Origin of the sequence: Gordonia sp. SCSIO 19800 (assembly GCF_018132775.1) — a bacterium.
Taxonomy (GTDB): domain Bacteria; phylum Actinomycetota; class Actinomycetes; order Mycobacteriales; family Mycobacteriaceae; genus Gordonia; species Gordonia hongkongensis.
In genome coordinates, this window is the sequence record NZ_JAGRQM010000005.1 from 72,229 (window position 1) to 91,999 (window position 19,771).

Annotated in this window: 13 protein-coding genes and 1 tRNA gene; 5 read left to right on the plus strand and 9 right to left on the minus strand. The window is 68.3% G+C overall.

The genetic code is table 11. The features are described from left to right. Positions 1 to 98: 98 nt before the first annotated feature. The 3 genes from KB201_RS07735 to KB201_RS07745 form a co-directional block, all read right to left on the minus strand. Positions 99 to 1,811: an alpha/beta hydrolase gene (locus KB201_RS07735; protein WP_211538768.1), complete on the minus strand. Its 1,713-nt coding sequence runs from the start codon at positions 1,809 to 1,811 to the stop codon at positions 99 to 101. Then, a complete protein-coding gene (locus KB201_RS07740; protein ID WP_058250023.1) occupies positions 1,811 to 2,173 on the minus strand; it encodes a hypothetical protein in 363 nt (120 codons plus the stop codon). The genes KB201_RS07735 and KB201_RS07740 overlap by 1 nt, the downstream gene beginning before the upstream one ends. A gap of 110 nt (positions 2,174 to 2,283) precedes the next feature. Beyond that, positions 2,284 to 2,357 (minus strand) — tRNA-Arg (locus KB201_RS07745). 133 nt (positions 2,358 to 2,490) lie between these two features. Between KB201_RS07745 and KB201_RS07750 the strand changes: the two genes are divergently transcribed. Continuing rightward, on the plus strand, positions 2,491 to 4,515 hold the full coding sequence (locus KB201_RS07750; protein WP_078113581.1) for a cytochrome c oxidase assembly protein: 2,025 nt from the start codon (positions 2,491 to 2,493) through the stop codon (positions 4,513 to 4,515). A 13-nt stretch (positions 4,516 to 4,528) separates the two neighbouring features. Here the strand turns inward: KB201_RS07750 and KB201_RS07755 are convergent, their stop codons facing one another. Continuing rightward, the gene (locus tag KB201_RS07755; protein WP_068972493.1) at positions 4,529 to 5,113 is read right to left on the minus strand and encodes a chorismate mutase; all 585 of its coding nucleotides are present in this window, start codon (positions 5,111 to 5,113) and stop codon (positions 4,529 to 4,531) included. A 159-nt stretch (positions 5,114 to 5,272) separates the two neighbouring features. On the opposite strand from KB201_RS07755, the gene KB201_RS07760 reads away from it, so the two are divergent. Then, positions 5,273 to 5,701, plus strand: a complete 429-nt coding sequence (locus KB201_RS07760; RefSeq protein ID WP_058250025.1) for a single-stranded DNA-binding protein — start codon at positions 5,273 to 5,275, stop codon at positions 5,699 to 5,701. A gap of 32 nt (positions 5,702 to 5,733) precedes the next feature. On the opposite strand, the gene KB201_RS07765 is transcribed toward KB201_RS07760, so the two are convergent. Genes KB201_RS07765 through KB201_RS07785 form a run of 5 tightly spaced genes read right to left on the minus strand, consistent with a single transcriptional unit; the run spans position 5,734 to position 10,720 of the window. Continuing rightward, positions 5,734 to 6,147 (minus strand): ATP-binding protein, encoded by a 414-nt coding sequence (locus tag KB201_RS07765; protein ID WP_058250026.1) that lies wholly within the window; start codon positions 6,145 to 6,147, stop codon positions 5,734 to 5,736. Between the two features lie 40 nt (positions 6,148 to 6,187). Continuing rightward, the gene (locus tag KB201_RS07770) at positions 6,188 to 6,526 is read right to left on the minus strand and encodes an STAS domain-containing protein (RefSeq protein ID WP_058250027.1); all 339 of its coding nucleotides are present in this window, start codon (positions 6,524 to 6,526) and stop codon (positions 6,188 to 6,190) included. Further along, positions 6,526 to 8,502, minus strand: a complete 1,977-nt coding sequence (locus KB201_RS07775) for a glycosyltransferase family 2 protein (protein ID WP_211538769.1) — start codon at positions 8,500 to 8,502, stop codon at positions 6,526 to 6,528. The genes KB201_RS07770 and KB201_RS07775 overlap by 1 nt, the downstream gene beginning before the upstream one ends. Continuing rightward, the gene (locus KB201_RS07780) at positions 8,499 to 9,731 is read right to left on the minus strand and encodes a PP2C family protein-serine/threonine phosphatase (protein ID WP_078113583.1); all 1,233 of its coding nucleotides are present in this window, start codon (positions 9,729 to 9,731) and stop codon (positions 8,499 to 8,501) included. The genes KB201_RS07775 and KB201_RS07780 overlap by 4 nt, the downstream gene beginning before the upstream one ends. Beyond that, on the minus strand, positions 9,728 to 10,720 hold the full coding sequence (locus tag KB201_RS07785) for a glycoside hydrolase family 26 protein (RefSeq protein WP_078113584.1): 993 nt from the start codon (positions 10,718 to 10,720) through the stop codon (positions 9,728 to 9,730). The genes KB201_RS07780 and KB201_RS07785 overlap by 4 nt, the downstream gene beginning before the upstream one ends. Before the next feature lie 270 nt (positions 10,721 to 10,990). Here KB201_RS07785 and ettA point away from each other — a divergent pair, with 270 nt between their 5' ends. From ettA to KB201_RS07800, 3 genes are all read left to right on the plus strand, one after another. Further along, positions 10,991 to 12,664, plus strand: coding sequence for an energy-dependent translational throttle protein EttA (gene ettA, locus KB201_RS07790; RefSeq protein ID WP_065629023.1), 1,674 nt, complete (start codon positions 10,991 to 10,993; stop codon positions 12,662 to 12,664). 40 nt (positions 12,665 to 12,704) lie between these two features. Further along, positions 12,705 to 17,438, plus strand: a complete 4,734-nt coding sequence (locus tag KB201_RS07795; RefSeq protein ID WP_078113585.1) for an NAD-glutamate dehydrogenase — start codon at positions 12,705 to 12,707, stop codon at positions 17,436 to 17,438. Positions 17,439 to 17,506: 68 nt separating this feature from the next. Next, on the plus strand, positions 17,507 to 19,768 hold the full coding sequence (locus KB201_RS07800; protein WP_211538770.1) for a molybdopterin-dependent oxidoreductase: 2,262 nt from the start codon (positions 17,507 to 17,509) through the stop codon (positions 19,766 to 19,768). The last annotated feature ends 3 nt before the right edge of the window (positions 19,769 to 19,771 follow it).

The following is a 19,771-nucleotide window of genomic DNA, read 5'->3' on the forward strand; positions in this document are numbered from 1 at the left end:
TCCAGGAGTCGAGTTGAGGTTCGCAGGTGGACGGTCGCGAGGGGACCGGGACAAAACAGACGACTACTCGAAAGCCTGGCGTGTGTTCGAGTCGCGGCTCACCACGGCAGCCGTAGCGGGATGTCGGGAATCGGCCCCGGCAGGTCGATGTCCCCGTCGGCGCGATCGTTGAACAGATAGAGCCACCACAGGGGAGCGGGTGCGCCGACCGGTGGCGGAAGTTCGGCGACGTCGGGCTTGCGAGGGACGTAGAGGTCGGGTTCGGCGCCGACGATGACCTTCACCATGTTCTGGAAGGCCGTGGATTCCGGGTCGTTCCAATAAGCACCGTGGGTGACCAGACCCCCGTCGACCGTGCGTCCATCTGCGTCGACTGTGCGCTCGATGACGTCGACTGTGCCGGTGTCGAGCCTGATCACGCCGGGCGCGGTGTCGGGGTCGTGGCCGTGCGGGTTCCCGGGAAAGGACTGGACGTAGTGGATCGGGTCGCCCGGGAAGGTCAGCGAGTATCGATCCACGCCGTCGGGATGCGGGGTGTCGTAGATGCCGGTGCCCGCCGACGACGCGTAGATGACGCGGTCGGGAGACAAACCGAGTTGTTCGGCCGAGCCCACGACCGACCCGCCGTAGCTGTGGCCGATGTAGGTGGTGGTCGCGCCGGGTGCGAGATGCGCGATCTCGGCGTCGAGTTCGCGACCGAACAGCTCCAGGCGGTGCGCCATGGCTGCGGCAAAGCTCGGACTCGCCGCCGAGCGGAGGTCGGGCGGGAGGTCGCCGTCGAGGTAGAGGAACACCGGGCCGCCGGTGCGTGCCGCGAGTTCGGTTGCGGCCGTGCGGTTGTGGCCGACCACGGTGTCGAGGTTCGTGCCGGTCCCGGGCACGTAGGTCGCCGTGTTCGGGGTACCGGGCCGCAACGATCCGATCATCTCGACCAGGCGTCCGCGCGGGGTGTTGACGAAGGTGATGAAGGTCCGCTCGACGAGTCCGTCGTCGCCGCGGGGTGTCTCGTCGGCGATCGGGTCGGGGCTGGGCTCGAGGAGTCCGCGCAGGGTCCGAGCTCTTCGGCCGTGCCCGCGACCGGCCGCCATCTCGTCGAGAAGCGCGTTGCGGATGTTGATCTCGTTGGCCTGGGCGCGGATCGCGAACGGGACGCCCGGTAGGTTCCCGACGACGTGTGGGTTCGCCTGCATCAGGCGTCGGACGTCGTCGGCATCCATCTGTTGGATGATGTCGCGGACCTGGGTCGGCGTGAGCGTCTCCAGCATGCGGACGGCCTGATCCGCGTCCATCTCGGCGCCCCCGGGCAGTGTGACGTCGGGTTGACCCGCCGTCATCGACGCGAGGTCGGCCGCGAAGGTCTCGAGTCGTGCACCGTAGCGCTCGTCGAGGGCGTCGACGGTGTCGAGAGCCTCGGCGATGGATTCCGCGAGAAGGGCGGCCTGACCGTCGAATTCGTGCTGTGGATGTGTCACCTCGCCGTCGTCGAAGACGGTGAAGCCCAGCCCCTCGGCGCCCCGGACGACACCAAGTGCGAAGTCGCGGGCGTAGCCAAGGTCGGCGGCGGCATCGGTGGCCTCGTCGGCGATCATCTGCACCACGTTGCGGACCTCGCCGGCATGATCGTGTTCCGCCCAGATGGCTTGGTGCGCAGCATCGTGCGTGCCGCCCGACCACCCCGAGGCGTCGTCGAAGGCACGCACCGCCCGACCGATGCCGGTGTCGATGCGCTCGGCGAGCGTCGAGGCAGCGGACCCGGCGGCGGCGATCGACTGCGGATCCCACGCGCGCAACTGCGAGAGGGTGGGTCGCATCAGCGGTTCCGAAGCGAGCGGAACCGGGTGCCCGACCGCGCGTCGGCGTCTGCCGTCGTCGCGTCGAACGCTCGCAGCATCTGGCTCATCGTCATCAGGCGTTCACCGATGGAGTCCACCGCCAGCCGTGCGGGTCCGATCGTGGCGGCGAGGGCACGCACGACGCGACTCGAGGGTCCGAGCGCCGCTCCGACGGCCTCGACATCCGCGGCGTGGATCGCGATCGCGGCGGCCCGCCAGGTGCGCGCGATGCCCTCGACCTCGGCGGGATCGACACCGAACAGCGATGCTTCTGAACCCTTCTGGTCTCGTCGACCAGATGAGAGGGGCGGAAAACCGGACAGAGAGCGGGGGAGCGTCATGATCCTCCAGGGAGTCGCGACCCACCGAGGTGTGGGGCAGGACTATGACGCACGGCGTGCCCCGAACGGTTCCCGATCCACTTCGAGCGGTCGGCGACAGGCACATGACGTGCCCCCGGCAGGACTCGAACCTGCGACCTAGGGATTAGAAGGCCCTTGCTCTATCCACCTGAGCTACGGAGGCTGACCGGCGAGCGTGACGTGGCGCACGAGCGGCCGGGCAGAGAGAGTCTACGACACCGTCGTCGCTATGCCGTGCGCCACGGCGGGCCACGTCGAATTGGGATCACGTCAGTGACCGGTCCTACAGTTGGAGGATGACCCGCACGTCGACGCCCGCCTCCGCGGAGCAGCATCGCGACGCGATGAACGAACCGCGCGGCGTCGTCACCGCGATCCTGTGGGCATCGGGTTGGCTCGCCGCGATCGTCGCCGTCGCCGTCACCGCGATCTCCGCGGCGTCGGCGCTCCGGTTGACCGGTGTGCCCGATCCGGGGCCGCTGACCACCTACGGCGCACCTGCTCTGACCGCGATCGGCGAGTTCGCCGCGGCGATCGCGCTCGGGTCGGCCGTGTTCGCCGCGTTCTTCGTGCCGCCCCAGGCGAGCGGCGTCCTCGACGTCGGGGGTTACCGCGCCATCCGGATCGCGGCGGCGAGCGCGCTGACGTGGTCGGTCTCCGCTCTGCTGTTGATGCCGTTCTCGGCGTCGGAGGTCAGTGGGGCGCCGCTGGCGGAGGCGATCCGCCCGGCGAACCTGCTGACCGCCTACGGCCAGGTCGCGGAGGTGCGCACCTGGTTCTGGACCGCGGTGTTCGCACTGGTCGCGGCCATCATCGCCCGGATGACCCTGCACTGGGGTCCGACCATCGCGGTCATCGCGTTCTCCGTGTTCAGCCTGATGCCGTCCGCGCTCGCGGGCCACTCCTCGTCGGGTGGCAACCACGACGTCGCCACCAACAGCCTGATTCTGCACATCATCGGCGCGACCCTGTGGCTCGGCGGTCTCGCCGCGGTCGTGGTCTACGCCCTCGCCGACGGACGATGGCGTGCCCTGGCGGTGCGCCGGTTCTCGCGCGTCGCGTTCTGGTGCATCCTCGTCGTGGGGGCCAGCGGTGTCGTCAACGCCCTGGTGCGGGTGCCGCTCGGCGACCTGTTCACCGACACCTACGGCCGTCTGGTCGTGGCCAAGGTGGTGGCCCTGGTCGTGCTCGGCGGACTCGGCGCGTGGCATCGTCGTGTCACCATCGCCCAACTGGACGCCGACGACAAGCCGTCGCTGTTCGTCCGCTTCGGACTGGTCGAACTCGCCGTGTTCGCCGCGACCTTCGGCCTGGCCGTCGGCCTGAGCCGTACGCCGCCTCCACTCGTGGACACCACCCAGATCTCGGCGACCGAGAACGCGATCGGTTACGACCTCGACGGGCCGCCGACGTTCGTCCGCCTTCTCACCGAGTGGCGCTTCGACCTGATCTTCGGGCTCGCGGCGATCGTGCTCGCCGTCGTGTATCTCCGGGGAGTCATCCGCCTGAGGCGCCGGGGTGATGCCTGGCCGGTCGGTCGCACCGTCGCGTGGCTCCTCGGGTGTCTGCTGCTGTTGCTGGCGACGTCATCGGGATTGGGCCGCTACGCCCCGGCGATGTTCAGCATCCACATGATCGCGCACATGCTGCTGTCGATGATGGTGCCGGTCCTGCTGGTGCTCGGTGGCCCGGTCACGCTCGCCCTGCGGGCACTGCCGCCGGCCGGTCGGGGCAATCCGCCGGGCCCGCGCGAGTGGATTCAGCTGGGCGTGCACTCGGCGCCGTCCCGGATCCTGACGCATCCGCTGATCGCCGCGGTCATGTTCGTCGGCAGCTTCTACGTTCTCTATCTCGGCGGTCTGTACGAGTCCGTGGTCCAGTACCACGCGGCGCACCTGTTGATGAATCTGCACTTCCTGATCAGCGGCTACCTCTTCTACTGGCTGGTGATCGGCATCGACCCGGCCCCGCGTCAGGTGTCACCCGTGGCAAAGCTGGGCCTCGTGATGGCCTCGATTCCGTTCCACGCGTTCTTCGGCATCGCCCTCATGATGACGACCGCGGTCATCGCCGAGACCTACTACCGCGGGCTCAATCTCCCGTGGAACTACGGACTCTTCGACGACCAACGTGTCGGGGGCGGAATAGCCTGGGCCGCAGGCGAGATCCCCCTGGTGGTGGTCCTGCTCGCGCTGTTCGTGCAGTGGCAGCGCAGCGATACGAAGCTGGCGCGACGCTTCGACCGCAACGCGGACCGCGACCACGACGCGGACCTCGGCAGCTACAACGAGATGTTGAAGGAACTCAACAAGCGCGGTTGAGCGGCAACAGGTCTCAGCCGGACCCCGTCGACACCGTGCAGACCGACGACCCGGCCTGGATCAAGGCGCCGGTGTGCAGGGGATCGAAGCCGAAATCGGCAGCGGTGCGGCCGGTCGCAGTGATCAGCTCTGGGGGACACCGGAAGCTCGTCACGAGTTCGCCTGCGGCGGCAAGCTGGTCGACGATGGCCACGGTGAACTCGTTGATCGCGGTCCGGACCGGACCGAGATCGGACGTCGCAGGTGGAGCAGTCTGCCCAGGCAGCCGCCACTGCGCAAACAGTCCGCGTTGGACGGTCTTGCTAGCCTCGATCTGATCGCGGAACACACCGCGTACGTAGGCGGGGTCGAGACCGCGGTCGGTGGCCAGCTGCGACACGGTGTCGAGGACCACCTGTTCGCGCGCTGGGTCGTCGATGGCCGCGCCGGACGCCCATTTCGTCGCGGCGACGGTGTCGGCCAGTGCGAGCCGGCCCGCGATCGCCTCGGTCAGACCGGTCAATGTCGGCGAAGCGACCGGCGCAGCGCCTGCGAGGGGCGGGGCAACCAGCATTGTTGCCGCTGCGATGAGACCTACCAGGAGCCTTCGGATGCGCACCCTGCGAAGTGTATGGGCGGCGAGCGTCAGGTGGATCGCGATCTGTGGGTAACCCGTCGAGTTCTCCACAGTCGTGCGGCCTCGACGGTTGACGGCCCCGCTGCGGGTGATGCTGGTGCGGCCACACCTTCCCGTGGCCGACAACCGTAGGAGACGACCATGTTTGAGACGTACACGACCGTCATCGGAACCGTAGTGTCCGATCCCCGTCGGCGGCAGACGACCACCGGGGAGGACGTGATCTCCTTCCGCGTGGCGTGCACCTCGCGGCGGATCGACAAGAACACCGGCGAGTGGTCGGACGGACCCACGTTGTACCTGACGGTCAGCTGCTGGCGGCGCCTGCTGACCGGGGTCGGCCTGGCGATCGCCAAGGGTCGACCGGTGATCGCGCACGGTCAGATCAAGACCAACGAGTACCCGTCGGCGGACGGCTCACGTCGCTCCGATCTCGAGATGACGGCCGTGGCCGTCGGACTCGACCTCAGTCGCTGCGTCGTCACTTATCGGGGCACGCCCGCCCAGGGGCGCGCGGCCGACGCGCCGGTCGTCGCAACCGCGCCCGAGACCCGCGAGTCGGCGGCGTGAACGCACGATCGTGGGGTTGAGCCGATTACGACTCAGTCCGAACGGTTCCGGACCAGTCGCCAGTGGTTCTTGCCGTCGGCACGACGATAGGCGAGTTCGTCGAGGACGTTGATCGCGATGGCCAGGCCGCGGCCACGCTCGGCGAAGTCGTCGGGCAGGCTCACGGCGTCGAGATCGACGCGGGCGGGACTGCCGTCGTCGGAGTAGCGGGCTTCGATCCGGTCCGGTGCGACCTCCAGCTCGAGGCACAGGGTGACGGTTGCTCCGTCCCCGGCGTGTTCGATGATGTTGGCGCCGATCTCGGCCACGGCGAGCTCGAACTGCATCGCGTCCATGTCGTCGATGGGGCACTCCGCGAGGAGATCGGCGAGGAGTGCGTGGATGTGGTCCATGGTCTCGAGCGAGGTGATCTCCTCGAGGGTGCGGGTCGCGGTGTTCTCGGTCATCGCCGGGTCCTCGATCTCTGGGTGAGTGGGACGGGTCCCGTCAGGCCCCGTCGAAGGCGTCGTCGGCCGACGGGTGGACGCGCAGAACGCGATTGAGATTGGTCAACTCCAGGACGGTGACCACCTGCGGCGTCGGGGCCGCGATCCGGAGGTCGCCGCCGGCCTGGCGTGCCACCTTCAACCCGGAGACGAGTGCGCCCAGGCCCGAGGAATCGATGAAGTCGGTGCCGGACAAGTCGACGACGATCCGGGCCGAACCGGACCCGACCAACTCGTGCAACTGGTCTCGGAGTCGCGGGGCGACAACCATGTTGAGCCGGCCCTCGGGCCGGATCGCCACGGCGCCGCCGTCGACGCTACGTGTTGCGAAATTCGCCATCACTGCCCTTCCTCATCGGGACCGCGGTACCGCACCGCGGTGATGACAACGCTCAGGATCACCAGATCGAACACTACCCAGAACAGGTTCACGCCGACGCCGAGAACGGAGACGGCGCCCCGGTACAGCTGCACGATACCGATGACCGAGGCCACCACGAGCAACGCCATCGCGATCAGCTGTGGCCGAACGATGTGCCAGGGCAACGCATCCTGCGACTGCTTGGTCTTCGGGGTCACCGCGAAACCGAGCGGACGGTTCATGTAGACGTTGCGAAATGCGGTGGTGCACGCCTTGATCCAGACGGGGAACAGAGCGAGGCTGTACTGCTGGCCGCGCCACGTCGGCGTGCCTCGTGCCACCACCAGGAACAGTATCTGGTTGACCACCAGGAACGGGATCAGCCGCAGGAAGAAGTCCCAGCTGTAGGCCTCGACCGGCAGGATGCCCAGCACCAGGTAGACCACCGGTGCCGCGATGTAGGCGATGGCCGCGAAACCGGCGAGGTAGCTCCACATCGTCGCCCAGTACATGAGTCGCTGGGTGAGGGTGAGGCCCTTCTGTACCAGCGGGTTCTCCCGCAGCATCACCTGGATCGTGCCCTGCGCCCACCTAAGCCGTTGCGTCACCATGGTTTTCAGGTCCTCCGGCGCCAGGCCGAAGGCAAGATTCTCGTGATGATAGGCGGAGTTCCAGCCGAGGGCGTGCAACCGCATACAGGTCGCCATGTCCTCGGTCACCGAGATGGTGGCCAGGGGCAGCATGGGCTGGGCCTCGTCGGATCGCCCGACGTCGACCGCCGCGACCATGGCGCGGATGGATTCGATGGCGCCGAGCGGCGACCACTCGCGCTCGGCGAGGACCGCGAGTGCGTCGTAGTCGACGGCGCCGGCACCGGCTTCCTGCTCGCTCAGCTCGGTGAGCGCCTCGATGGCCTCGAGGTCGGCGCGCATGGCCTCGACGTCGGCGTCGACGAGCCCGCGTGCCGCCTCCTCGACGCGCGCCTGGAAGCGATAGGTGATCTCGGCCAGTGGCTCTTTCTTCTTCAGCTGCGCGCGAGCGTCTTTCACGGCCTCGTCGACGGCGTCGAGCGCGGCCGAGGCGGTGGGGTTGTCTTTCCCGACCTGCTTGCGCGTCGACTTGAGGACAGAACGCGCGGTGCGCAGGGCGCGATCGATGCCGTCGGAGACGGCGGAGACGTACTGGGTGATGCCGAGCTGCATCAGCGCCTCCCGGCGCAGCACGGCGTTGGATCCGCAGAAGAACGCGGCGTTCCACCCGTCCTTGCCCTGCTGGATCGGCCCGTAGAACAGCGGAGCCTGGCTGCCGAGCGGGTCCCCGGGCGGCACGTTCACGAAATACTGCGGCGTCTGGACGAGGGCCATCTTGTCGTCGTGGAAGTAGCCGAGCGTGCGGTCGAGGATCTGCGGTTCGGGGATCTGATCGGCGTCGAGGATGAGGAGGAACTCGCCGTCGGTCTGCATCAGGGCGTTGTTCAGGTTGCCGGCCTTGGCGTGTCGTGGTTTGTCGAGCCAGTTCGACGATCGCGTGATGTACCCGATGCCTGCCTGGGCCGCGGCCTCGGCGAGCTCGGGTCGATCACCGTCGTCGAGGATCCACGTGGTGTGCGGGTAGGTGATCGCCTTCGCCGCGACGGCGGTCTTCATCACCAGATCCAGGGGTTCGTTGTAGGTGGTGATGAAGACGTCGACGGTGGCGCCCTCGGGCGGGGGAGGCGGGTCGGGGCGATGCTGCAGTCGCCACATCGTCAGCCCGAACAGCAATGAGTCGATCAGGCTGTACGTTTCGGCGACGACCAGGGGAACCGCTATCCACCACGCGTCCCAGTTCACCGACGCCAGCCAGCGCCACACGATGTAGTTGATCCCGAGGATCGCGGCGGCGACGATCACCAGCCGCAGCCACGGCGACGGGGCCGTGCGTGCGAGGGTGGCCTTCTCGACGCTCTCGCTCATCCCGCATCGTCTCGACGAATGGCCACGACGGTCACATCGTCGATCGGCGGCCGTGAGGCGACCAGTTCGCTCACCATCGAGCACGCCTCCGACGGGGTCGAGGTGTCGGCGAACAGTGCCTGCAACGCCGACTCGTCACCAGACGGCAAGAGGTCCAGCAGCCCGTCGGAGGTGATGACGACCATGTCGCCGGGATCGAGGTGGACCCGGGCGGAGTCCCAGGTGTCGTCGCGCAGGATGCCGATCGGCAGACCGCCCCCGGGGAGCGACTCCACACCTCCGGCGGCCCGGCGGACGATCGACAGACCGTGGCCGGCGTCCACGTACTCGAGCTGCCCCTCGTCGGTGTGCAGGCGTGCATGGAACGCGGTCGCGAACGTCTCGGTGCCGGCGAAGTCGTCGGCGAGCTGATCGGCCACCGTCTCGACCACCTTCGCGAGGTCGGCGTCGGCCGCACCATGTCCGGCGGCGTCGAGTGCGCGGGATGCGGCTCGGATCGCCGATCGAACCGTCGCCGTGAGGATCGCCGCGCCGAGTCCCTTCCCCATGACGTCGGCGACGGTGAACACCAGGCCGTCGCTCCAGGGGTAGTGATCGTAGAAGTCCCCGCCGACGGCGAAGGCGGGCAGGCACATCGCCGCGATCGACCATCCGGGGACGACTCCGAGGGGCGGCGGCAGCAATTGACGCTGCACCAGTGCCGCGCGTTCCAGGTCGTCGCTGTTCGCGATCTCCCGCTGCGCCCATGCGGCGAGCTCGCGGAACGCCGCCTCCTGATCGGTGGTGAGTTCCCGCGGCCGGGTGTCGTACAGACAGAAGGTCCCCACGGGATGTCCGCCGGGGCCGTACAGCGGATATCCCGCGTAGAAGCGGATTCCGTCGTCTGCGGCGATCTGCGGGATCGCGGCGAAGGCCGGGACCTTCGAGACGTCGGGGATGATCAGCGCCGGATCGTCGGGGTGGTCATAGGCGCGCGCGACCGTCACCTGGCACACCGTCTGTTCCCGCGGCAGGTTCTGCAGCTCGATGCCGTCGACCGCCTTGAACCACTGCCGGTCTCGGTCGAGCAGCGACACCGTCGACATCGGTACGCCGAACACGGCTTTCGCCATCCGGGTGATCTGCGCGAACCGATCCTCCGGGGGCGAGTCGAGTACGTTCAACTGCTGCATCGAATGCAGTCGTGCCTCTTCGATGTCGGCATCGATGTGCGCGTCCACCAGGGTCACCTCAGTCCCGCTTTCTCGAGTGCGTGCGCCATCGCGGCGCCCGCTGCTGCCGTGCTGCCCAATCTCCAGTCCGCTTCTTTGTCGTGGTCGAACCAGACAAAGCCGGTGACGTCGTCGGCGTCGTCGAGGTAGGTCACCAGGTCGGCGATCCAGTCGGCTTTGGAACCACCGGCTTCTGTCGACCCGACCTCTGTGACGAGTATCGGTTTCTCGGAGGACAAGTTACGAAGCTGTGCAAACGAATCGGCGAACAACTCCGCCGGCGGAGTCCATCGGTGGCCGGGCACCGCGCCCCAGTTGTAGCCGTCGATCCCCAGGACGTCGACGTAGGTGTCGCCCGGGTACCAGCGTGACAGCGGAGCGTCGTCGGAAAGGGGGACATTCGGGGCCCACACCCACTTCACGTTGGTCGCGTTCTTGGACGCGAAGAGGTCGTGGACATGGCGCCACGCGGCGATGTACAGCTCGGGGGAGGTCCCGCCGGCGGGGCTCCACGGGTACCAGTCGCCGTTCGGCTCGTGCGCGAACCGGAGGTAGACGATCCCGCCCCAGGCGACGAGTTCGTCGGCCCAGCGGTACAGGTAGTCGTCGTGGGCTCCGGCCACGATCGACGACATCGTGAACGCGCCCCAGTCGTAGTCGTCACCACCGAGGTGGCGCCACGGCTCCCAGGTGACCACCGGTTCGGCACCCGAGGCGACCACGGCGTCGAGTGCGGCGATCGGGGGGATCGCGGTGAAGTCCTCGAAGAACAGGTTGACGGTCGGCCGGACCCCGACGAGGTCGGTGACCGCGGCGACCTCGGCCGGGCGGAGCGGGCCGCTCGGGGTGCTGACACCGAACCGCAGGCAGTCCCCGGCCGGGGCGTGCAGGGGAGAGATGGTCGGCGGACACTCGCGCGGCGCCGGCTCGCAGGCGACGACGCCCATCGACCCGACCATGACACCCAGGACCACGGACACGATCGTCCATCTGGGTACCGCACCCATCGACCGCTCCCATCGCCTCGCCGCCGCACACCGGCACGGCGCTCACCCATTCCCCCGTTCTCGTCCCCACGACATTCTCTCGGCAAACCTGCCCACCCGCGCGTCAACCGCGAAAGACGGTGCACCGAACCGGCGCAGACGCACCGGACCGTCGCCCGGCATGCGACGGCGACTAGGCTTGTCCCCATTGTGTGTGCGCCCGGGCGCGCACCCCCCGCGTCCGCGGCAGACAGATCACACGGCATCGAGCAGGTCCGAAGGAGTTTTCACGTGGCTGAGTTCATCTACACGATGAAGAAGGTTCGCAAGGCGCACGGCGACAAGGTCATCCTCGACGACGTCACCATGTCCTTCTACCCGGGCGCCAAGATCGGCGTCGTGGGACCCAACGGCGCGGGCAAGTCGTCGATCCTGAAGATCATGGCCGGCCTGGACCAGCCGTCGAACGGCGAGGCGTTCCTCGACCCCGACGCAACCGTCGGCATCCTCCTGCAGGAGCCGCCCCTCAACGAGGAGAAGACGGTCAAGGAGAACGTCGAGGAGGGCATGGGTGAGATCAAGGTCAAGCTCGACCGCTTCAACGAGATCGCCGAACAGCTCGCGACGGACTACTCCGACGAGCTGATGGAAGAGATGGGCAAGCTCCAGGAGGACCTGGACAACAACGACGCCTGGGACCTCGACTCCCAGCTCGAGCAGGCGATGGATGCGCTGCGCTGCCCGCCGGCCGATTCGCCGGTCACCCACCTGTCCGGTGGTGAACGTCGCCGCGTCGCACTGTGCAAACTGCTGCTGCAGAAGCCCGACCTCCTGCTGCTCGACGAGCCGACCAACCACCTCGACGCCGAGTCGGTGCTGTGGCTGGAGCAGTTCCTCGCGAACTACTCGGGAGCAGTGCTGGCCGTGACCCACGACCGGTACTTCCTCGATCACGTCGCGCAGTGGATCTGTGAGGTCGACCGCGGCAAGCTGCACCCCTACGAGGGCAACTACTCGACCTACCTGGAGAAGAAGGCCGAGCGTCTCGAGGTCCAGGGCAAGAAGGACCAGAAGCTGCAGAAGCGGCTCAAGGAAGAGCTCGCCTGGGTCCGCTCCGGCGCCAAGGCCCGCCAGACCAAGAACAAGGCCCGCCTCGCACGCTACGAGGAGATGGCGGCCGAAGCGGAGAAGACCCGCAAGCTCGACTTCGAGGAGATCCAGATCCCGACGCCGCCGCGCCTGGGCGACGTCGTGGTCGAGGTCTCGCACCTGGACAAGGGCTTCGAGGGCCGGGTTCTCATCAAGGACCTGTCGTTCACCCTGCCGCGCAACGGCATCGTCGGTGTGATCGGTCCGAACGGCGTCGGCAAGACGACCCTGTTCAAGACGATCGTCGGCCTCGAGCAGCCCGATTCGGGCACGGTGAAGGTCGGCGAGACGGTCAAGCTGAGTTACGTCGACCAGAGCCGCGCCAACATCGACCCCAAGAAGACGGTGTGGGAGGTCGTCTCCGACGGGCTCGACTACATCGAGGTCGGCCAGAACGAGATGCCCTCGCGCGCCTACGTCAGCGCCTTCGGGTTCAAGGGCCCTGACCAGCAGAAGCGCTCGGAGGTGCTCTCCGGTGGTGAGCGCAACCGCCTGAACCTCGCGCTCACCCTGAAAGAGGGCGGCAACCTGATCCTTCTCGACGAGCCGACCAACGACCTCGACGTCGAGACCCTGGGCTCGCTGGAGAACGCGCTGGAGCAGTTCCCCGGGTGTGCCGTGGTCATCAGCCACGACCGCTGGTTCCTCGACCGCACCTGTACCCACATCCTGGCGTGGGAGGGCAACGTCGAAGAGGGGCAGTGGTTCTGGTTCGAGGGCAACTTCGAGGCCTACGAGGCCAACAAGGTCGATCGCCTCGGCGCCGACGCCGCCCGCCCGCACCGGGTCACGCACCGCAAACTGACTCGCGATTAATCCCGGTTCCGCCCGGCGCGGGTGACTAGCATCGGCAGATGTGACGTCACTCGTTCCGGACGCGGTGGACCACTACTTCAGGTCGCGGACCGACGGGTCGGCAGGTGAGTCGGCCGCCGACCGGGTGCGCAGACATCTCGATGACGCGCGGGTCCGCCGCCGCGGAGAGGCGCTCGTCGGGGTGACCGCGGGCGAGGGCGGCACCGTCGAGATCCTCGTCGTCAACGACGACATGCCGATGCTCGTCGAAGCCGTCCTGGCGACGGTCGAGGCGCACGACCTCACCGTCGATCGCATGGACCACCCGGTGATACCCGTTCAGCGGGACCCCGACGGCACACTCGTCGCCGTCGACTCCGGCGAGACGACCCCGGAGTCCTGGATCGCGGTCTGCGGCCTCGCACGTCACCCGGGCATCGATCCTGAACCGCTGCGCGACGACCTCCGCGAGGTCGTCTCGCGGGTCATCGACGTCGACGCCGATGCGTCGGCGATGCGCTCTCGGATGGCCGAGTGCGCCGCCGGGATGGCCGAGGCGCCGCTGCCGGGGGCCGGAGTCTCCGACGCCGACCGTGGTGAGTACGCCGCACTGCTCGAGTGGTTCGCCGGCAACCACTTCCACCCGCTGGGCCATGTGCGGGTGGGCGGGGACGGGCCCGCCGGGGACGCCGACCGTCTCGGTGTGTGGCGAACCGACTCCATCAGCCGCGACTTCCCGTCGGTGACTAATCGTCCGCTGGTCCCGCGGGTCAGCCGGGTGTTCGTGGCGACCGGCATCCAGCGCACCAATTTCCCTGTGCTCGTGCAGGTTCCGACGTTCGATGCGAATGGCGAACACGACGGCGAGCATCGTTTCCTGGGTACCCTCACCTCCGCCGGCAATCATCAGGCGGTGCTCGACGTCCCGGTCCTGCGCGCCAAGGTGCACGACGTCCTCGCGCAGGCGGGCGTCGAGGAGGATTCCTTCGCCGGTCAGTCCATGATCGAGCTGCTGCAGAACTATCCGCTGGTGGAGATGTTCTCGTCCACCGAGGACGAGCTCGAACGCCGCCTGACCGAGATGCTGGACGCGGTGGCGACGCGGTCGCTGCGGCTGTTCCTGCGCACCAACTTCGACGGACGCACCGCCGTCGCCCTCATCTACCTGCCCCGGGACCGCTACAACACGTCCACCCGTCTCGCCCTCGAGCGCGCGCTCGTCGCCGAGGTGGACGGGACCGGGCTGGAGTACACGGCGCGTGTCAGCGAGATGCCGTTGGCACTGTTGCAGGTGCTGGTCTGTATCGACCCGACGACGGCGGCCGAACTCGGCTCGGTCGACACCGGATCACCGGCCCACGCACGCGTGCAGGCGGCGCTGGTCGCCGCCATCCGCGGTTGGGACGAGCGGGTGCGCGAACTGGCTGTCGCAGAAGACATCCCGGCACTCGACGGCGGCCCGGACGTGCTGCTGCGCCAGTTGTCCTCGTTGTCGGAGGACTACAAGGAGCTCCGCGAGCCGCATGCGGCCCTCGCCGACCTCATCCGCGTCGTCGGTCTGGAACCGGGTGAGATCGACGTGACCCTCGACGCCGCCGAGACGGCGACCGACGGGCGCGAGCCGGACCGGTGGATCTTCACGCTGTACCTCTGCGGTGCGTCGGCGACACTGACCGATGTCCTGCCGGTGTTGCACAGTCTCGGTCTCGATGTCCTCGAGGAGCACCCGTACGAGATCCATCGGCTCGACGACACCGTCTGCTGGGCCTACGAATTCAGCGTCCAACTCGCGGCCGGGATGACCGTCGACCTCGACCACGCCGACGACCTCGCCGATCGGTTCACCGAGGCGTTCCGCCGGATCTGGCTCGCCGGTGCGGACGTCGACGCCTACAACGAACTCGTCATCAGGTCGGGCCTGGACTGGCGGTCGGCGGCGATGCTGCGCGCCTACGGGCAGTACCTGCGCCAATGCGGGTTCTCGTACAGTTCGGCCCACGTCGCCAGCGTCCTCGGCCAACACCTCGCCATCACCCGCGGCCTCGTCGACCTGTTCGTCGCGTCGTTCGATCCCGACACCGCCGACGAACAGCGCCGAAAGCGGGTACGCGACAAGCTCGACGAGGAGATCGGACTCGTGTTGAGCCTCGATGCCGACCGCATCGTCTCCGCGTTCGCGGCGGTGCTGTCGGCGACCGACCGCACGAACTACTTCGTCGACGGCGGGTCGTCGGACTCCGATCACTGTCCGGTCATCTCGTTCAAACTCCGTCCGCGCGACATCCCGCAGACCCCTAAACCCCGTCCGCTGCACGAGATCTTCGTCTACTCACCACGCGTAGAGGGGGTGCACCTCCGATTCGGCTCGGTCGCCCGTGGCGGCCTGCGCTGGTCGGACCGCCGGGAGGATTTCCGCACCGAGATCCTCGGCCTGGTCAAGGCGCAGGCGGTGAAGAACGCGGTGATCGTGCCGCTCGGCGCCAAGGGCGGTTTCGTGGTCAAACGGCCGCCGCCGCCGACCGGTGACGCCGCGCGGGACCGGGAGGCGCAGCGGGAGGAAGGGATCGCGTGCTACCGGCAGTTCATCGCCGGCCTGCTCGACGTGACCGACAACATCGACCTCGCGACCGGGGAGGTGATCCCCGCCCGCGGGGTCGTCCGGCTCGACTCCGACGACACCTACCTGGTGGTGGCGGCCGACAAGGGCACCGCCTCGTTCTCCGACATCGCCAACGACGTGTCGAAGTCGTACGGGTTCTGGCTCGGCGACGCCTTCGCCTCCGGCGGGTCGGCCGGATACGACCACAAGGCCATGGGTATCACTGCCCGGGGCGCGTGGGAGTCGGTCAAGCGGCATTTCCGCGAGATGGGTACCGACACGCAGTCGCAGGACTTCACCGTCGTCGGGATCGGCGACATGAGCGGCGACGTGTTCGGCAACGGGATGCTGCTCAGCGAGCACATCCGGCTCGTCGCCGCGTTCGATCACCGGCACATCTTCGTCGACCCCGATCCGGAGGCGGCGGCGTCGTTCACCGAACGGAAGCGGTTGTTCGGCCTCTCGCGGTCGTCGTGGGCGGACTACGACACCGACCTCATCAGTGCCGGCGGCGGGGTGTGGGAGCGCGACCGCAAGTCGATCCCGATCACCCCCGAGATGGTGGACGCGCTAGGCATGGAAGACGGTACGACAGAACTCTCACCCCCCGAATTGATACGCGCGATCCTGCTCGCTCCGGTCGACCTCCTGTGGAACGGCGGCATCGGGACCTACGTGAAGGCGTCGACCGAATCACATGCGAGTGTCGGCGACAAGTCCAACGACGCGATCCGCGTCGACGGGAACGAGTTGCGTGCCAAGGTGATCGGGGAGGGCGGCAACCTCGGGGTCACCGAACGCGGTCGCATCGAGTTCGACCTCGCCGGGGGCCGGATCAACACCGACGCCCTCGACAATTCGGCCGGGGTCGACTGTTCCGACCACGAGGTGAACATCAAGATCCTGCTGGACGCGGCGGTCTCGGCGGGCGGCCTCGACGCCGACGAACGCGACCCCCTGCTGGAGTCGATGACCGACGAGGTCGCCGAACTCGTTCTCGCCGACAACATCTCGCAGAACTCCGAGCTCGGATTCTGCCGCACATTCGAGCTGCTGCGGGTGGAGGTGCACGCCCGCATGCTCGAACACCTCGCCGCCAAACGTGGCGTCGACCTACGCTTGGAGGCGCTGCCCGAGCCGCGCGAGCTGCGCAAGCGGGTCGGCGGCGAGCTCCACCGCGGTCTCACGTCGCCCGAGTTCGCGACGCTCATGGCGCACGTCAAGCTCGAGTCCAAATCCGACCTGCTCGCCACCGACCTCCCCGACAACGACGTGTTCGCACCCCGCGTCGCGCGCTATTTCCCGGACGCGGTGCGCACCGAGCATTCCGACGCGATCAGCGGACACCGGTTGCGGCGTCAGATCGTGGCGACGACCCTCGTCAACGACGTGATCGACCACGCCGGGATGACCCACCTGTTCCGGTTGAGCGAGGGGAGCAGCTGCAGTACCGAGGAGGGCGTCCGCGCGTATGTGGTGTCCAACAAGGTCTTCGGCATGAATGAGGTGTTCGAGGGCATCCGGCATGCACCGGCTCCGGTCGAGGCCGTCGACGAGATGATGCTGTACGCGCGCCGTCTGCTGTTCCGCGCCTCGCGGTGGCTGCTCGCCTTCCGGCCGCAACCATTGGCCATGGCCGCCGAGATCACCCGCTACGGCGAGCGGGTGGCAGCACTGTCCGAGGTCATCGACGACTGGTACGGGCCGAGTTCGGCACGCGATGTCGCCGAGCGCGCCGACACCTACATCGAGCACGGCGTTCCCGAGGACCTCGCCCACACCGTCGCGGCTAGCCTGCACCGCTTCTGTCTGCTCGACATCATCGACGCGGCCGAGATCGCCGACCGGGACGCCGGCGAGGTCGGCGACCTCTACTTCGGGGTGATGGAGCACTTCGGTCTCGAACAGCTGCTCACGGCGGTGTCGGGACTCGAATTCGGCGATCGATGGCATGCGCTGGCCCGGTTGGCAGTGCGTGACGACATGCACGGTGCGCTCCGTGCGCTGACCCTGCGGATCCTGGAGGTCAGCGAACCCGGCGAGAGCACGGCCGACAAGATCGCCGAGTGGGAGTCCTCGCGGTCGAACCGGCTGAGCCGGGTACGTAGCGTGCTCCGGGAGATCGAGGAGACCGGGACCGCGGATCTGGCCACGCTCTCCGTCGCGGCCCGGCAGCTGCGGAGCGTGATCCGCTGATGCGCAGGCGACGGCTGCCGTCGTCGAATCCGTCGCAGTCAGGTGTGCCGAGCGCCTAGCCTGAGCACATGACCCGAACCGCACCGCGCATCTGCCCGCTCTGCGAGGCCACCTGCGGTCTGACCCTCACCATCGGCCGGGACCGCACGACCGGCGGTGAGATCGTCACCGCCGCGCGCGGTGACGCCGACGACGTGTTCAGTGCCGGCTACTTGTGTCCGAAGGGTGCGAGTTTCGCCCAGCTCGACAACGATCCCGATCGTCTCGACCGTCCGCTCATCCGGCGCGATGGTCGGCTCGTCGAAACCGATTGGGACACAGCGCTGACCGCTGCGGTCGACGGGCTGCGTGAGGTGATCTCGACCTCCGGCGGCGAGTCGATCGGCTTCTACCTCGGCAATCCGTCCGCGCACACCGTCGCCGGCACGATATACGCGCCCTTGCTCATCCGGGCACTCGGCACCCGCAACGTGTTCAGCGCCAGCACCCTCGACCAGATGCCGAAGCAGGCGGCCACCGGTTACCTCGTCGGTCATGCCGGGACCTTCGCCGTCCCGGACCTCGACCGCACCGATCATCTCGTGATCATCGGTGCGAACCCGGTGGTCTCCAACGGCAGTGTAACCACCGCCGCCGACTTCCCCGGGAAACTGACCGCGCTGCGCCGCCGGGGCGGCCGCCTGACCGTCATCGACCCGGCACGCACCCGCACGGCGAAGCTCGCCGACACCCACATCGCGCCGCGTCCCGGAACGGATGCGGCGCTGCTGTGCGCGGTGGTGCAGTGCCTGTTCGACGAGGATCTCGTCGCCGACGACCTCGGCGGGATCGCCGCGCATGTCCTCGGTGTGGAGGCGCTGCGCGACGAGCTGAGCGGTTACACTCCCGAACGGGTCGCCTCGTTCTGTGGTGTGGCGGCCGCCGACATCCGGGCTCTCGCCCGGTCGATCGCCGCGTCGGAATCGGCCGCCGTCTACGGCCGGATGGGCACCACCACAGTGCAATTCGGGACCATCGGCAGTTGGCTCATCGACGTGGTGAACATCCTCACCGGCAACTTCGACCGGCCCGGGGGAGTGATGTTCCCGCTCGCACCGACCGCTCCGTCGCCCCGCCCGGCCCGTGCGGGCCGGGGGTTCCGTACCGGGCGGTGGCGCAGCCGGGTTTCCGGTCACGCGGAGGTCGGCGGTGAGCTCCCCGCCGTCGCGATGGCCGAGGAGTTCGAGACGCCCGGCGAGGGGCGGTTGCGGGCGCTGGTGACGGTGTCGGGTAACCCCGTCCTGTCCGCGCCGAACGGCGCACGACTGGGACGCGCACTCGACGACGCACAGTTCGTGGTCTGCGTCGACCCCTATCTGAACGAGACGACGCGGCACGCACACGTCGTGCTGCCGCCGCCGCGCCCGTCGCAGAGTCCGCATTTCGATGCCATCCTGAACAACCTGGCGGTCCGGGCCACCGCCCGCTACTCGCCGCCCGTGTTACCGCTGCCGGCAGGCCGTCCCGACGAGATCGAGATCGTGTGCCGGCTGATCATGGGCCTGTCCGGGGCCGGGGTCGACGCCGACCCGGGGCTCGTCGACGAACAGGTCATCGCGGCGACTCTGTCGAAGGAGGTCGCCGACCCCTATTCGCCCGTTGCCGGCCGTGACGTCGCCTCGCTCGTCGCGAAGTTGCCCGACGCGCCCGGGCACCAGCGTCGGCTGGACATGCTGTTCCGCCTCGGGGCGTACGGCGACGCCTTCGGCGCGCGCAACGGCCTCACGTTCGCGGATGTGCTGGCCGCGCCGCACGGCATCGACCTGGGGCCGATGCGGCCGCGCCTGCCCGGGGTGCTCCGCACGGCATCCGGCAAGATCGAACTCGCTCCCGACCCGCTCATCGGCGACCTCGCACGCCTGAGCGCAGCGGTGGACGCCGGGGGCGACCCGGCGCCGGCCGCCGACGGCAGCCTGCTGCTGGTCGGCCGCCGCCACCTGCGTTCGAACAACAGCTGGATGCACAATCTCCCGGCCCTCACCGGCGGTACCAATCGCTGCACCCTGCTCATGCATCCCGACGATGCCGACCGACTCGGCATCTCCGACGTCGCCAAGGTCCGTGGTGCGGGCGGTTCGCTGACCGTTCCCGTCGAGATCACCACCGACATCCGGCCCGGGGTCGCGTCGCTGCCGCACGGGTGGGGTCATGATGTCGACGGCATCAGACTGGGCGTCGCTGCCGCCGAGCCGGGTGCGAACGTGAACGACCTGAACGACGGCGCCCTGCTGGACCCGCTCTCGGGGACCGTCGTCCTCAACGGTCTGCCGGTGGAGATCGCGCCTGCTTGACCG